The following is a 15,082-nucleotide window of genomic DNA, read 5'->3' on the forward strand; positions in this document are numbered from 1 at the left end:
AAAAAAGGTAACAAAAGTAACACTTTTTTTTACTCTTTTACGTTGTTACTTTTCGCCTACTCTACTTATCTTTTACTCTCTGTAAGTCCCCCTTGGGGGATTTAGGGGGCTAAAACCCCAACATTACCTTAGCGTTTTGTATTGCCGCGTCCGTTACGGTAGAACCGCTCAACATCCGAGCTATCTCTTCCAGCCTCTCCGCATTATCCAGCCTGTCGAGATGGGTCGAGGTATATAGTTCATTATCCGATTTATATACTTTATAATGTGTTTTACCTTTCGCAGCTATCTGTGGCAGGTGGCTGATGGCGATTACCTGCATGCTTTTTCCGAAATCGAGCATGATCTGTCCCATCTTATCGGCTATTTCGCCTGATACACCTGTGTCTATTTCATCGAATATGATAGTCGGCAGGGCTGTTGCTCCTGCAATCATAGACTTGAGGCAAAGCATCAGGCGGGAAATTTCACCACCCGAAGCCACATCGGCAACCGGTTGTAATGGTGCATTTTTGTTTGCCGAGAACAGGAATAGTATCTTGTCGGTTCCGTATATGTTAGGATGTTCTTCTGCTGTGACCTCGCATTTGAAACGGATATTCGGCATGCCCAGGTTCGCAACTTTCTCTACCAGTCCTTTTTCCAGCTCTGTTGTAATTGCCTTACGATGGTCACTCAGTTTTTTCGCCAGGGTGAGCATCTTATCATATTTTTCAGAAACTTCCTTTTCCAAAGTTTCAACCTGCTGGTCGGAAGATTCTATTTCCTCCAGTTTCTGCGCCAGTTCATCATACAATTCCAGTAAGCCCGATATCAGAGACACATGATGCTTTTTTTGTAATGAATAAATCAAATCGAGCCGCGATTCGATATAGGCCAGTCGTTCCGGGTTGAACTCTATATCGTTGGCAGAACGTTCCAGTTCCGAAGACAGGTCTTTGAGGTCTAAATAAGAAGTCTCCAGTCGTTGGGAAATTTCTTCCGTTTTAGGATATACTTTAGCCAGCGAGTATGATGTATTCAGGCTTTCTTTCAAAGCTGCCACAATGCCTCTTTCGTCTTCCGACAGCAATGTATGTATCTTGTACAACGCCGATTTTATATCCTCGGCATGGTTTAGAGTCTCCTGTTCGGCTTCCAGTTCTTCCTGTTCTCCTTCGGTGAGGGCAGCTTCGTGTAGCGCCTGATACTGGAAGCGGAGGTAATCTTCTTCCTCTTTATTCTTTCTGATAGCATCTCGTAATTCAGCCAAAGCTTTTTCAGCCTGTTTATATTGATGAAAAGCCTGCTGGTATTCTTTCAATAAGGCTTTATTACCGGCTAATGCGTCCACTACCTGCATCTGGAAACGGCTGTCTGATAATAACAGGTTCTGATGCTGCGAATGTATATCTATCAGTTGGCTACCCAGTTCTTTCAGGTCGTTCAGTCCTACGGGTGAATCGTTTATAAAAGCGCGTGATTTTCCTGTGGAAAGTATTTCCCTTCGCAGGATATAGCTGTGCGGGTCGTACTCGATGCCTTTCTCCTCACAAAAATCTTTGAGGTCATAGGCCGATACATCGAAAGCCCCTTCGATAATACATTTACTTTCGCCTTGTTTGATGGCTTTAATGTCGGCTCTTTGTCCCAGAATAAGTGACAAGGCTCCCAGTATGATTGATTTTCCTGCACCCGTTTCTCCCGTAATGACAGAGAAGCCCGGCTCGAAATCTATCTCGAGACTGTCAATCAGTGCATAATTTTTAATATAAAGCGATTTTAGCATAGCTAAAGATAAGTAAAAGATAGTATTTAGGATATATTATTTCAATCTGACTGCTTATTATATTTAATTTTAAGAAATTGATAAATAGGTCTGAGACCTTAGATATCATTTTTCAAATTTCACATTCAAAACCACAATCTCGGATATAGTGCCTATCCGGAACTGAGGTCCCGCAAGGCCGAGCCCTGACGATACGTAGATATGCGTATTGTCTTTTTTCTTATATCCGTATGGTATCTCGTACATCGACCTGTATTTCAGGTGTTCGGGTATAATGCCGGTGTTATATATCGCTGAGGATATGGACATAATCGTATTTACAGGAAAGAACTGTCCGTTATGCGTATGTCCGAATACAGCTATATCCGCTCCGGCGTCGGATTCTTCGTACAGGCGGTGGGGTTCGTGGTTCATTACAATGATTGGCAGATCTTTGTTTACGCCCTGCATGAGTTCGGGTAAATCTTTTCTGGTCGTGCACTTATCGTCTTCACGGCCGACCAGATAGAACGAATCTGCAATCAGTATTGTTGTATCCCGTAAGACTGTAAGTCCTGCGTATTTACTCAGCCAAAGTATTTTTTCATCTTTTTCCTCGCCCAAGTCGATATATTCGTGGTTTCCTGTAGAAGCGTAAACTCCATATGGGGCTTTCAGACGCAGAAATTCGGTTTCCATCCGTTGTTCGTACAGTGATTTTACATCATAGTCGATGATATCGCCTACCAGCAGGATAATGTCCGGTTTCTGCTCCATAATCTTATCCACATACATGGATATGATATTCTTATCGATGAGGTATCCGGCATGAATATCTGTGGCAACTACAATGCGTAGGTCTTTTACATTCGGCGAATGTTTGTCAACGGTCAGGTTCATCTCTGTTACGACCGGATTGTGGAAGCGATAGCTGCCATAACCCATCACACAGCAAACCCATAGGAGGGAGGCACAAAAGTAAATCAACCGGGGCTTTTTTGCTTTCAGATCTAGAGCGAATATTTTTTTCCTGCCATTGATATATTTTACCAAATCGTATAATAACAGCAAAATAGTCATATATATGGTGAAAAGCATCCATGTAGTCCCTATCCATGCAAAACTGTGCAAGGCATCGAAAGGTAACAAACCTGTCCCGGAGGTAAAGAATCCCATGAAATAAATTGCCAGTTCGGCAATATAGATGGATGCATAGGGGATCTTAATATATTTCTTATCTGGCAGTCCCTGCCAGCCACGCCAATAAATATAGGCGCTGAGAAATATCTGTACAATTATCGCATTAAAAAATACTCTCATTCCTTTGTTTTTAAATCGATGACCACATATTCCGATTGTGTTCCGATACGGAATTTACCTCCCCAGATACCGATACCCGAGCTGACATATATATTGGCATTCCCTTTTTTTACAAAGCCATGGTCTTTTTCGTATATCGCATTGGTGATTGCCGAAATAGGCCATACTTGTCCCTGATGGGTATGCCCTGATATTTGCAGATCAATGCCGTATGCCTCAGTTTCTTCGAGATTATAAGGCTGATGGTCGAGCAGGATAAGCGGCTTTGACTTGTCGAGGCTGTCTACTAATGCATTCAATGGTTTGCGCCATTTGTTCGACCTGTCGTCGCGCCCTATGACGTAAAAACTGTTGTCGACCAATTCGGCGGTATCGCGCAGCAGATGGATACCTGCTTTCTCATAAAAGTCGAGACTGTTTTTGAGGCCACTGATAAATTCATGATTTCCCAGGCATGCGTAAATTCCCAGCGGAGCTTTTATTTTATGAAAACTTTCGGCAAAGTTGCCTTCGTTTAGTGGGCGCACACTATTATCTATAATATCTCCGGCAATGAGTACAATGTCCGGCTTCTCGGCATTTATCGTATTTACCCATTCCTCGAATTCCTTTTTCCCTATACCGTACCCCAGATGCAGGTCGCTAATGGCAACTATTCGTAAAGGTTTAACGGATGTAGAATCTCCCAGAGTTTTATATATCTGTACAGGCAGTTCAACACGGACTTTCCATTGGTATTTCAGATATCCGCAAATCATCAGCAAGGTGATGAAGCCTACCATAAAGCCCAGCCCTACCCAATTTTCTTTTGTATAGCGGGTGATCGCATCGCTTGGCATAAAATGAAGCAGCCGGTTGGTAAGACCGAATAAATCCTTTACTGCCATTACGATGAGAAAATACAAGAGAATGAAAAACCAGGCAGTACCTACCTTGTATAAAAAAGATGTCATCCATACAGGCAATGCGTCTCCGGCCAGGAAAGATATGAAAAAGGAGGAAACTGCTATCACCCCGAATGAAAGAAGTGTAATGCGTCCGATAGTATTCGGGGGCATTGCCATCCATATATGGTGGAAAACATAAAAGTTTGCTAAAAGGTATATGATGAAAATTATTATAAACATGATCGGTTTCATTCAGACTTTATAGAATAGTTTCGAAATGTACAAAGATATATAATCCTGTTTATTACGGAATATTTATGATAAAAAAAGAGTAGCCGGAAAAAGACCACTCTTTTGTAATTTATAAATTGTTCCCTTCAGTTAATTACGTCTGCCACCTAAGGCTATCATAATGTAATAAAGTAACGTAGCCAAAGATCCTATTGCTGCAATAACATATGTATAAGCCGCCCATTTCAAGGCGTCTTTAGCCATGTCATGATTGTTTATGTTGGTTACGCCGGCTGTATTGAGCCATACCAAAGCTCTCTGGCTGGCATTGATCTCTACAGGTAATGTAACAAAACTGAATATGGTAGTCAGGGCGAAAAGGCCAATGCCTATCCAGATGAGGGTAGGGAATGTTTGTATAAAGATAATTCCCGCAAGAATTATCCATGTCACCCATGATGAAGCGAAACTGACAACAGGTACCAGAGCCGAACGCATTTTCAACGGTCCGTAGGCATGTGCGTGCTGTACGGCATGTCCACACTCATGAGCGGCTACCGCGGCCGCGGCTACACTGTTGCTGGCGTAAACGCCTTCGCTCAGGTTTACAGTCTTATTGGCAGGGTTATAGTGGTCGGTAAGCATTCCTTGGGTAGAAACTACTTTGACATCATATATGCCGTTGTCGTGAAGCATCTTTTCGGCTACATCCCGTCCGGTCATCCCGTTGGTCAAAGGGATTTTAGAGTATTTATTAAATTTACTTTTCAGCATTTGCGAAACGGCAAAACTGGCTATCCCTACTAATATCAATATAATCCAACCTATATACATATTTATATCTTTTTGTGAATATTCTTTTTATGATATATGAAACAAAAAATGTGCCAATAATGTTTGTTGGCACACTTTATATCCTTAAAAAGGGTTTAATTACCTTATAATAGTTTGTTCCCTGTCAGGCCCTAACGATACTATTCTGATAGGTACTTCCAGTTCTTTTTCCAGAAAGGAAATATAATGCTTGAATTCGGCAGGAAATTCATCCTCCTTTTGCATTTTTGTCATATCTGCTTGCCATCCTTTCATATCTACATAGACCGGCTTGATTCTGTCATCTGCCTCGAACGGAAAATCCGTTACTTTTTCTCCGTTTATTTCGTAGCCGATGCACGCCCTGATGGTTTCGAATGTATCCAGTACATCGCTTTTCATCATTATCAGCTGGCTAACACCATCTATCATAATGGCATAGCGCAAAGCTACCAGGTCTATCCATCCGCAACGGCGTGGACGCCCTGTTACGGAGCCGAATTCAAATCCCAATTCACGCAGTTTATCTCCTGTGGCATCGAATAATTCGGTCGGGAACGGGCCGCTGCCCACACGGGTACAGTATGCCTTGAATATCCCGTACACTTCACCTACCGACTGTGGTGCTATCCCCAGTCCTGTACATGCTCCTGCCGATATGGTATTGGACGATGTCACAAAAGGATATGACCCGAAATCTATATCGAGCATTGTTCCCTGAGCGCCTTCGGCCAGTATTTTCTTTCCTTGTTTTACTGCATTGTTGATATAGTGCTCACTATCAATGAATGTAAACTCTTTCAGCTTCGCCACACCTGCAAACCATTCTTTTTCTATTTCAGCCAGCGCACTGGTATCGTGCCCGTATTGCTGTAATATTCTCAGATGTTTAGATTTGGCGGTATTGTATTTCTCTTCGAAATTGTGGAGTATATCACCTACACGCAGGCCATTCCTGCTGATTTTATCCGTATATGCAGGTCCTATACCTTTACCGGTAGTGCCTATTTTGGAATCTCCTTTGGCTGCTTCGTAGCAGGCGTCGAGCAAGCGGTGGGTCGGAAGTATAAGGTGTGCTTTCTTGGAGATAAGAAGGCGCTTTGTTAAATCATGGCCGGATGATTCCAATGACTCGATCTCTCCTTTGAACAAAGCGGGGTCAAGTACAACACCATTTCCTATGATATTGATTTTGTTTCCCTGGAAAATACCTGAAGGCACAGAGCGAAGGACATATTTCTTTCCTTCGAATTCCAGTGTGTGCCCTGCATTTGGCCCACCCTGAAAACGGGCTACAATCTCATAGTCGGGTGTGAGCACATCCACGATCTTACCTTTTCCTTCGTCGCCCCATTGCAAACCTAGCAATACATCTACTTTCATTTCTTTTTAATACGTGTATTTTTATTTTCTGTTAGTTTATTCTTTTTCTCTTCTGCTTTTTTTGCCCGTATACATTTATTGCATATGCCATATATATACATGCTGTAGTAGCTGATCTTGAATCGTTGCAGCTTTTTTTGCTGGGTGGGTGTGAAGAGATTCCCGTTTTTATGTTCTTTCACTTCCCCGCAATTCAGGCAGATCAGATGATCGTGATTCTCATTGCCATATGCCCGCTCATATTGGGATACATTAGCCCCAAACTGATGTTTTACGACCAGGCCACAGTCCAGAAGCAATTCTATAGTGTTATACAATGTAGCACGGCTGACTCTGAAGCTGGATTGTTTCATGGCATTATATAAAGAATCCATGTCAAAGTGTCCTTTCGTAGAATAGATATGCTCAAGTATGGCATATCTTTCAGGGGTTTTACGATGTTTGTGCAGACCGAGATAGTCTGTAAACTCGCTTTTGACTTGTTCCTTCACTTTTGAATTGTCCATTTATAGAAAAATCTGATATGAACAAAAATACATCTTTTTAATAGAATATCAGGTAGTATGAGGGAGAAAAAGTTATTAACTATTCAGAATTTGTATTTTGTAAGGAAAGAAAATCTTTTGCCCGTTGTATGGACCCGGATATTTGGATTCATTCCAAATAAACGGGAGCCTTGTATAAAATTAAAAAGAGAACTCTCACGAGCTCTCTTTTTAGAAAGGAAATCAAAAAGAATATTATAATAAATATTCAGGTTAGTATGTATTTGCTTATTCATCCAGTGGTTCGTCCACTGTGTATTTGTATTCTATTTTGAATGTTTTTGTTTCTCCACCAAAATCTTTGGATGTTATCTCAAATGTAACTTTGTCACGTCCTGCGATTTTGTAAGGTGTAAGATCGAAACTTACATAGCCTTTTACCGGATATCGTGATGGTTCATCCCCGTTTATGTTATGCCTGAACTCCAGTTTTACAACATCTTTGTCTACCGATAAGTCCGGTTCTGCCGATATCAAGTTAATCATATGCGGTTCTTTTTCCCCGGTGTTGTATCCGAAGTTGAAATTAAGATATCCGCCTCCTTCCCAAACAGAATATACTTTGATCGGGTCATTTCCTATACTGTCCTGTTTTGCCTGATCGTCGGGTGCTATATAAATAACGCCTTTGGTCAGTACGTCATAAAAATCATTTAGTCTGATATAATGGTCGTAACCATCTTTCTCATCAGACAGGATGGTATAGTTTATTATCGCTCTGTCGTACTTAGGTTTCAGGTTAAGACCTACAGGAGCAGCAACCCACAATTTGTCACCATTATCCCGTACGAAGGAATAAGTATTGTCATCTATCTTTTGAACTGTCACTATGTCTTCCCAGAAATTACCAAGGGAATAACCGTCATCATCAAGGCATGAAGGGAATCCTAAGGCTAAGACAGTAGATAGAATCAGTGCTGAAAATAGTTTCATATACTTTCTCATTTTTTTACTTAATAAATTTGGTTGATTAATTTAATAATTTTGCTCACATATATTAGATGCGCAATTAGTATGCCATGTTGCATCGGCATGTCAAAATAAATGTTAAGAATTTCTTTTTATTATGAGAAGAAGACAGGTTATCTTTTCTGCCTGAAGAATTCTTTTAGCAGCGAAGCGCATTCTTTTTCCAGTATTCCTGATATTATGGTTGTTTTGGAATGTAGTATATTCGGTGAAAAAAGTGTGTATCCTTTCTTTTCATCTTTAGCCCCGTAGACTATTTTAGGTATTTGCGACCATAGGAGCCCTCCGGCACACATCGGGCAAGGTTCTAATGTGACATACAACGTACAATTTGTCAGGTATTTGCCTCCAAGGAAATTTGCTGCGGCAGTGATCGCCTGCATTTCGGCATGTGCGGTGACGTCATTGAGAGTTTCTGTCAGGTTGTGGGCACGTGCAATAATTCTGTTTTGGCATACAATAACAGCACCGATGGGCACTTCGTTCTTTTCGAAAGCAATTTGAGCCTCATTCAAGGCTTGCTTCATATAGTGTTCGTCGTTGAGGATAGAAGTCATCGGCGCATCTCATTTTCACCGAAAAGCGTAGGGTAATCCTGATCCAGACTTTTCAGGACGTGAGCAATAAGAGTCTCCCTGCACCAGCGGGAACGGTTGGCAATCTTATACTTTTTTATATAAGAGGAGATGAGAGCATATTCTTCTTCGTTGAGTGAAAAAAGAAGATGTTTTGTCCTGTTGCTATGTGCCCCTTTCTTTTTTAGTTTCATTACCGCAAAAATAAGGACTTATCCCAATATGTGAAAGGATTTTCGAGAGAATATTTTGTTTTGGCGATGTAGTTTAACTTTGATCTTCGAAATTGATGCGTAGCTGGATGGCCTCACCCCATCCCATCTCGTCTTCATTGTTCTTCAGTCCAAGACCTATCAATCTTACTTTAGGTGACAAATCCACATTTTGCAGGAGTTCGAAGCCGGCTTGGTAAAAGGATTCATAATCTGCAACGGATGCGGGAAAGGTCTTGCTCCTCGTGATAGTCTTAAAGTTGGCGTACTTTATCTTTAAGGTTACTGTCCGTGCTTTGAATTTCTTTTTTTCAATGTCGTGAAACGCATCACGGGCAACTTCATCCAGGATTACAGCCAGTTCTTCCACATTGTCAATGTCGTGCTCAAAGGTAGTTTCAGAGCTTATAGATTTTCTTATCCGTTGCGATTCTACCGGGCGGTCGTCCACAGCCCGTGCATTCTGGTAATAAATATGTCCGGCTTTGCCGAAGGCGCCTACTAATTCATTTTCGGAACATTGCTTCAGATCCCATCCGTTTTTTATACCTAATTGGTGCATCCGCTTAGCTGTGACTTTACCTACTCCGAAAAATTGTTCGATAGCTAATGTTTCAACAAACTGCTCTGCATTTTTTGGTTTGACAACAAATAATCCGTCCGGCTTATTTTGGTCTGAAGCTATCTTTGCAAGGAACTTATTGAACGATACTCCGGCTGAAGCGGTTAGACGGGTGGCTTTCAATATCTTTTGTTTGATCTCCTGTGCTATCTGTGTCGCAGATGGAATATTCTTATGATTTTCGGTTACATCCAGAAAGGCCTCATCGAGAGACAGGGGTTCGACCAGATCGGTATATTCGTGAAATATTCCCATTATCTGCCGGGATACAGATTTATAGACGTCGAAACGGGCGGGCACGAATATCAACTGAGGGCACTTCCTTAATGCGGTTTTGGAGGCCATCGCCGAACGCACTCCGTACCTCCTTGCTTCGTAACTTGCCGCAGCAACAACTCCCCTCGGCCCTGAATATCCTACAGCCAAAGGTTTTCCTCTATACTCTTTATTATCGCGTTGTTCGATTGAAGCATAGAAGGCATCCATGTCGATATGGATTATCTTACGCATGCTTAAAGGTAGAAAGTTTTTCTATTCGAGGGTGATCCGGTTCACCTCAATATCTTTATTCAAGAATATTGTCGCGGCCTCTGAAAATTTTTGCGGCGATTCTGTCGTGAAATACTTTGTTACACCGCCCTTTGTGCATACTTTGTCCATTTCGGGATGGCGATGCAGATAATCTTGCAGACTACGGGCAATGTATTCGCCTTGGGGTATGGCTATTATACCATCCGGCAGGAACGACTTTATTTTATCCAAAAGCAAGGGATAGTGAGTGCACCCAAGTATAAGTGTATCTATTTGCGGGTCTTTGGAAAGGATATTGGAGAGATTCTTTTTGATGAAGTAATCCGCCCCTTCATTTTCATATTCTCTGTTTTCGACCAAAGGTACCCACATGGGGCACGCTTCGCCTGATACTTTAATATCCGGGAAAAGCTTATTGATTTCGATAGGATACGATTCGGATTGTATAGTTCCTGTCGTACCTAAAATACCGACATGCCTGCTTTTGGTTATAGGTCCTATAATTTCGGCTGTAGGTCGGATAACGCCCAATACTCTTTTATCCGGATTTATATATGGCAGGTCTTTTTGCTGGATTGTACGCAGAGCCTTTGCTGATGCTGTGTTGCATGCCAGTATTACGAGGTTGCAACCCATGTCGAACAGACTTAATACGGCTTGTTTCGTGAACTCATATACAACATCGAAAGAACGTGAACCGTATGGTGCACGGGAATTATCTCCGAGATAACAATAGTCGTATTCAGGCATCAGCGATTGTATTTCGGAAAGGATGGTCAATCCTCCGTAGCCTGAATCAAATACGCCGATAGGTCCAGCTTTAAGCATATATATAGTGATTTAATGATTCAAAGATAGAAAATAATTAAGAATGAATAATGAATAATCAGGAATCCTTTTTCCCGCCACTTATTATCATCCTGTTATCAGGAAGAGACTGTCCCCGATAGTAAAAAAAAGGTAACACATATCAGTTAACAGTAAACAGTTAGCAGTAAACAGTCATTAACCCGTAAGATGTAAAAAAAATTGCGCCTTTGCGTCTTTGCGTGAAACAAAATAGGGCGCTAGCCAACCTGTAAGTTGTAACTGCCCAAAGGGCGCAGAAATAACATTCGCCGAAGCGAAGGCGAGTCAAACTCGTAACTGTTAAAAGGTAACAAAAGTAACAGATATATCAGTAAACAGTAAACAGTCATCAGTAAACAGTATTTCATGCAGAGACGCTAAGGCGCAAAAGGTAACAAAGGTAACAGATATATCAGTGAACAGTGAACAGTAAACAGTCATCAGTTAACAACTTGTATCTCGTATCTTGTCTACTCGTAACTCGTAACTGCTTTAATCAATATTTCAAAGAGCTATCAGCTAACAGCTAAAGGCTACCGGCTCTTATTCTATAGATAAACTTCTTCGAAAATATTAATTCTGTGCTCCCGATACTTTGAAATCCTATATTATCAGTCATACAACCACCAGGTGCAAAAAAAATGCTCCTGTGTACAGAAGCATTTTACTATCGTTATTTTGTGTCCTGTTGTTTCTACCTTACACCCAGCTTTTGCTTTACAAGATCCGTTGCATTCGTAGCATCCGGAGTAACAAATGCTATGGCCGGATTAGCCAGGTCATAAATGCAGACGAAGCCTTGTTCTATTCCTACCTGATAGATGGCATCTTTCACTTTCTTGCGCAGAGGTGCTATCAGTATCTGTTCCTGATTCAGGATGTCATCCTGCGCCACTTTCATAAAGTTGTTTATCTGGCGTTCGAGCTCATACAACTCCTGCATACGGCGAAGACGTACATTGTCTGCCATCGAGTTCTGATATGAAATAAAATCGGAATATTTTTTATTATAATCATTCTGCATCACTTGCAGTTCGTCTTTGTACTTTTTATTCAAATCATTGATTGTATTTGTCGCAGTTACCTTGTCAGGTATTGCTTCGAGAAGTTCATTTGAATTAACAAAGGCTATTTGCTGCACAGTCTGGGCAACAGTATTCTCCACAAAGAGGAGCGAAAGGGCAATGATTGATATTAAAATGATTTTTTTCATCACGATAATTGCTGTTTTGTAGTAACACAACTTATATAATCTGACGAAGAAACGGATTAACCTTTAAACCTGTTGATAGTTGTGTGTTTCGGTGGCATGGTTAGTACCACCGACTTTCAAGGCAAGATTGCTTGTCAACAACTATCAATTGGTTTTTCTTAGGTTATTTCATAATGAGTACAAAGATATGTAATATTTTTTAATTACAATGTTTTCTTTACCTCTATTTCTTCAAAAGGTTCAATTACGTCACCTATTTTTATATCATTATAATTATGGATATTCAGTCCGCACTCATATCCGGCGGCAACTTCTTTCACATCGTCTTTGAAACGTTTCAGTGAACCCAGCTCTCCGGAGTAAATCACAATACCATCGCGTATAAGTCGTATTTTGTTGGCTCTCTTAAGTTTACCTTCTTTAACCATACATCCTGCAACTGTGCCGACTTTTGTAATCTTGAACACTTCGCGTACTTCCACATATCCGGTCAATACTTCTTTTATTTCAGGAGAAAGCATACCTTCCATAGCGGATTTAACCTCTTCGATGGCATCGTATATAATAGAATACAAGCGGATTTCAACGCCGTCTTTTTCTGCTGCCCTGCGGGCTGCCTGTGACGGACGCACCTGGAATCCGATAATAATGGCATCGGAGGCTGCGGCCAGTACAATATCCGATTCGGATATCTGACCTACAGCTTTATGGATCACATTTACCTGTATTTCTTCAGTCGACAGCCTGATAAGGGAATCGGAAAGGGCTTCTACCGAACCGTCCACATCACCTTTGACGATTACGTTCAGCTGCTGGAAGTTTCCGATAGCGATACGGCGTCCTATGTCGTCGAGTGTAAGTATCTTCTGTGTGCGGAGACCTTGTTCGCGCTGCAACTGCTCACGTTTTGTCGCAATTTCACGAGCTTCCTGCTCTGTTTCCAGCACATGGAATATATCTCCTGCCTGCGGAGCGCCGTTTAGTCCTAAGACGAGTGCCGGAGCTGCCGGAGCTGCCGCGTCTATGCTGGCATTACGTTCATTGAACATTGCTTTTACACGGCCGAAGTATGTTCCTGCAAGAACGATGTCTCCTTTCTTGAGGGTACCGTTCTCAACAAGTACGGTGGACAGGTATCCTCTGCCTTTATCGAGGGAGGATTCTATAACCGAACCTGTCGCTCTTCTGTTAGGATTTGCTTTCAGGTCAAGTAATTCTGCTTCGAGAAGAACTTTTTCCAATAATTCATCTACCCCTAAACCTTGTTTAGCTGAAATATCCTGAGACTGGTATTTTCCTCCCCAGTCTTCTACCAGGTAATTCATTCCGGCAAGGGTTTCTTTTATCTTTTCGGGGTTTGCACCCGGCTTATCTATTTTGTTTATCGCAAAAACGATAGGTACGCCTGCCGCAGAAGCATGGTTGATCGCCTCTACCGTCTGTGGCATGACATTGTCGTCGGCAGCCACAATGATGATCGCGATATCCGTTACTTTCGCACCACGTGCACGCATCGCCGTAAAGGCCTCGTGTCCGGGAGTATCCAGGAATGTGATACGGCGTCCCGACTTCAGTTTGACGTTGTATGCCCCGATATGCTGGGTGATTCCCCCTGCTTCGCCGGCGATAACGTTGGTTTGGCGTATATTGTCGAGCAGTGAAGTCTTACCGTGGTCTACGTGTCCCATTACCGTAACGATTGGTGCACGGGGTTCCAGGTCGTCTGCATTGTCTTCTTCTTCGTTGATGGCTTCAACTACTTCCGCGCTTACATATTCTGTTTTGAATCCGAACTCTTCAGCGACGATATTGATCGTTTCCGCATCCAGACGCTGATTGATGGACACCATGATGCCGATGCTCATACAGGTAGAAATAACTTTTACTACCGGAACATTCATCATGTTTGCCAGATCGTTGGCTGTTACAAATTCTGTGATTTTGAGTGTTTTGCTTTCCTGCTCCTGCATTTCCAGTTCTTCCTGGTATTTTTGGGAGAAGGCATCACGTTTTTCTTTTCTGTATTTAGCACCTTTGTTCTTACCTCCTTTTCCGGTCAGACGGGCTAATGTTTCCTTTATTTGCTTCTGAACGTCTTCTTCGTTCACAGCCTGCTTAATAATAGGTTTGCGCAGATTATGTTTGGTGCGGTCACCGCCACTGCCGGCATGATGCTGGCCTCCTCCGCCTCCGCCTCCTCCGCCTTGAGGGGGAACACCTTTTTCAATATCTACTTTACCTCGTTTTATACGGTTGCGTTTTTTCTTAGCGGCGTCTTCTGCTTCATCGCTGCTTGCTTTCCGTTTTTTTGCTTCTTCGTCGGTTTCTTTTTTCAGGAGACGAACGGTATTTTCTTTTACCTTTCTCTGATCCTGCTGTTCTTTTTCAAGACGCTCTTTTTTCTTTTCTGCTTTCGTTTTCTTGGCAGGACGCGTCTTGTCATTGATCGAACTAAGGTCTATGGAACCTTTGACCACAATGTTCGACTTGATTGTGGTTTTGTTGAGTCTGAAAATATCGTCCTCTTCTTTTTCTTCTTCGACTACCGGTGCTACAACCGGAGTGGGAATTTTCGGCTCTTGTTCTTTTTCTTCTACTATCAACACAGGTTCTTCTTTTACTTCTTCTTTTTTAACGACAGGTTCCGGTTCGGGCTCAGGTGTGGGTTCGGGGAGAGGCGTTTCTACCTTTGTTTCAATAACAGGCTCAACAGCGGTTATCTCCGGTTCTTCTTCCACCACTTCTTTTACCTCTGCCTTTTTAGGTTTATTCAGTGCTTCCAGATCTATTTTATCCACTACTTGTACATGTGGTTTAAAAGATTCGGGTACTTCAGTTCTGATTTCTTCAGGTTCTTGTTTTTTAGGAGCAACATCCTCTGCTTCTTTAGGGGCTTGAACTTCTTCTCTTTCTTTTTCTCTTTCCTTGCGGTTTCTGAGAAGAGCTTCAAAATCAGCATTATTGCCGAATTCTTTCACAAGTAATTCATGTTGTTCACCGTCAACTTTTGCATTAGGATTCGATTCTACATCAAATCCTTTTTTATGTAGGAATTCAACCAGACTGTTGATCCCTACATTCAAATCTTTGGATATTTTTATTAATCTTATAGACATATTCTCTTTTTAAATCAAAAAAATGGACAGTGAACCCGTAAATATTCTTGTTATATGCACGAATGGTAA

The 15,082-nt window shown here is 41.8% G+C and carries 14 protein-coding genes; 1 reads left to right on the forward strand and 13 read right to left on the reverse strand.

All coding sequences use genetic code 11. From position 1 onward, the window contains the following. Positions 1–109 precede the first annotated feature (109 nt). The 3 genes from recN to ACYQ3L_RS08315 all read right to left on the reverse strand — a co-directional run bounded on the left by recN (position 110) and on the right by ACYQ3L_RS08315 (position 3,954). Entirely contained in the window at positions 110–1,768 is a 1,659-nt protein-coding gene (gene recN / locus ACYQ3L_RS08305) for a DNA repair protein RecN (RefSeq protein WP_379996332.1), read from the reverse strand. 105 nt (positions 1,769–1,873) lie between these two features. After that, entirely contained in the window at positions 1,874–3,067 is a 1,194-nt protein-coding gene (locus ACYQ3L_RS08310; RefSeq protein WP_379996334.1) for a metallophosphoesterase, read from the reverse strand. Then, positions 3,064–3,954, reverse strand: a complete 891-nt coding sequence (locus ACYQ3L_RS08315; RefSeq protein ID WP_379996336.1) for a metallophosphoesterase — start codon at positions 3,952–3,954, stop codon at positions 3,064–3,066. Before ACYQ3L_RS08315 ends, ACYQ3L_RS08310 begins: the two co-directional genes overlap by 4 nt. Positions 3,955–3,976: 22 nt before the next feature. Between ACYQ3L_RS08315 and ACYQ3L_RS08320 the strand changes: the two genes are divergently transcribed. Next, complete coding sequence (locus ACYQ3L_RS08320; protein ID WP_379996338.1) at positions 3,977–4,153, forward strand: hypothetical protein; 177 nt, start codon at positions 3,977–3,979, stop codon at positions 4,151–4,153. Positions 4,154–4,335: 182 nt separating this feature from the next. On the opposite strand, the gene ACYQ3L_RS08325 is transcribed toward ACYQ3L_RS08320, so the two are convergent. The 10 genes from ACYQ3L_RS08325 to infB form a co-directional block, all read right to left on the reverse strand. After that, positions 4,336–5,019, reverse strand: coding sequence for a zinc metallopeptidase (locus ACYQ3L_RS08325; protein WP_379996340.1), 684 nt, complete (start codon positions 5,017–5,019; stop codon positions 4,336–4,338). 99 nt (positions 5,020–5,118) lie between these two features. Next, on the reverse strand, positions 5,119–6,381 hold the full coding sequence (locus tag ACYQ3L_RS08330) for an adenylosuccinate synthase (protein WP_379996342.1): 1,263 nt from the start codon (positions 6,379–6,381) through the stop codon (positions 5,119–5,121). Further along, entirely contained in the window at positions 6,378–6,887 is a 510-nt protein-coding gene (locus tag ACYQ3L_RS08335) for a Fur family transcriptional regulator (protein WP_379996345.1), read from the reverse strand. Before ACYQ3L_RS08335 ends, ACYQ3L_RS08330 begins: the two co-directional genes overlap by 4 nt. 267 nt (positions 6,888–7,154) lie before the next feature. Next, positions 7,155–7,859, reverse strand: coding sequence for a NigD1/NigD2 family lipoprotein (locus ACYQ3L_RS08340; RefSeq protein WP_379996347.1), 705 nt, complete (start codon positions 7,857–7,859; stop codon positions 7,155–7,157). Positions 7,860–8,008: 149 nt separating this feature from the next. Next, on the reverse strand, positions 8,009–8,452 hold the full coding sequence (locus ACYQ3L_RS08345) for a nucleoside deaminase (protein ID WP_379996349.1): 444 nt from the start codon (positions 8,450–8,452) through the stop codon (positions 8,009–8,011). Further along, on the reverse strand, positions 8,449–8,664 hold the full coding sequence (locus ACYQ3L_RS08350) for a hypothetical protein (protein ID WP_379996351.1): 216 nt from the start codon (positions 8,662–8,664) through the stop codon (positions 8,449–8,451). Before ACYQ3L_RS08350 ends, ACYQ3L_RS08345 begins: the two co-directional genes overlap by 4 nt. Positions 8,665–8,737: 73 nt before the next feature. After that, a complete protein-coding gene (gene dinB, locus ACYQ3L_RS08355) occupies positions 8,738–9,814 on the reverse strand; it encodes a DNA polymerase IV (RefSeq protein WP_379996353.1) in 1,077 nt (358 codons plus the stop codon). A gap of 21 nt (positions 9,815–9,835) precedes the next feature. Then, a complete protein-coding gene (gene murI / locus ACYQ3L_RS08360) occupies positions 9,836–10,663 on the reverse strand; it encodes a glutamate racemase (protein WP_379996355.1) in 828 nt (275 codons plus the stop codon). Between the two features lie 715 nt (positions 10,664–11,378). Continuing rightward, a complete protein-coding gene (locus ACYQ3L_RS08365; RefSeq protein ID WP_379996357.1) occupies positions 11,379–11,897 on the reverse strand; it encodes an OmpH/Skp family outer membrane protein in 519 nt (172 codons plus the stop codon). Positions 11,898–12,100: 203 nt separating this feature from the next. After that, the gene (gene infB / locus ACYQ3L_RS08370; protein WP_379996359.1) at positions 12,101–15,013 is read right to left on the reverse strand and encodes a translation initiation factor IF-2; all 2,913 of its coding nucleotides are present in this window, start codon (positions 15,011–15,013) and stop codon (positions 12,101–12,103) included. Positions 15,014–15,082: the final 69 nt, after the last annotated feature.

This window comes from Dysgonomonas termitidis (genome assembly GCF_054657735.1).

Excerpts from the sequence above, each read along its gene's own strand:
- recN (WP_379996332.1), bottom strand. The coding sequence starts at position 1,768 with ATGCTAAAATCGCTTTATATTAAAAATTATGCACTGATTGACAGTCTC.
- ACYQ3L_RS08310 (WP_379996334.1), bottom strand. The coding sequence starts at position 3,067 with ATGAGAGTATTTTTTAATGCGATAATTGTACAGATATTTCTCAGCGCC.
- ACYQ3L_RS08315 (WP_379996336.1), bottom strand. The coding sequence starts at position 3,954 with ATGGCAGTAAAGGATTTATTCGGTCTTACCAACCGGCTGCTTCATTTT.
- ACYQ3L_RS08320 (WP_379996338.1), top strand. The coding sequence starts at position 3,977 with ATGAAAAACCAGGCAGTACCTACCTTGTATAAAAAAGATGTCATCCAT.
- ACYQ3L_RS08325 (WP_379996340.1), bottom strand. The coding sequence starts at position 5,019 with ATGTATATAGGTTGGATTATATTGATATTAGTAGGGATAGCCAGTTTT.
- ACYQ3L_RS08330 (WP_379996342.1), bottom strand. The coding sequence starts at position 6,381 with ATGAAAGTAGATGTATTGCTAGGTTTGCAATGGGGCGACGAAGGAAAA.
- ACYQ3L_RS08335 (WP_379996345.1), bottom strand. The coding sequence starts at position 6,887 with ATGGACAATTCAAAAGTGAAGGAACAAGTCAAAAGCGAGTTTACAGAC.
- ACYQ3L_RS08340 (WP_379996347.1), bottom strand. The coding sequence starts at position 7,859 with ATGAAACTATTTTCAGCACTGATTCTATCTACTGTCTTAGCCTTAGGA.
- ACYQ3L_RS08345 (WP_379996349.1), bottom strand. The coding sequence starts at position 8,452 with ATGACTTCTATCCTCAACGACGAACACTATATGAAGCAAGCCTTGAAT.
- ACYQ3L_RS08350 (WP_379996351.1), bottom strand. The coding sequence starts at position 8,664 with ATGAAACTAAAAAAGAAAGGGGCACATAGCAACAGGACAAAACATCTT.
- dinB (WP_379996353.1), bottom strand. The coding sequence starts at position 9,814 with ATGCGTAAGATAATCCATATCGACATGGATGCCTTCTATGCTTCAATC.
- murI (WP_379996355.1), bottom strand. The coding sequence starts at position 10,663 with ATGCTTAAAGCTGGACCTATCGGCGTATTTGATTCAGGCTACGGAGGA.
- ACYQ3L_RS08365 (WP_379996357.1), bottom strand. The coding sequence starts at position 11,897 with ATGAAAAAAATCATTTTAATATCAATCATTGCCCTTTCGCTCCTCTTT.
- infB (WP_379996359.1), bottom strand. The coding sequence starts at position 15,013 with ATGTCTATAAGATTAATAAAAATATCCAAAGATTTGAATGTAGGGATC.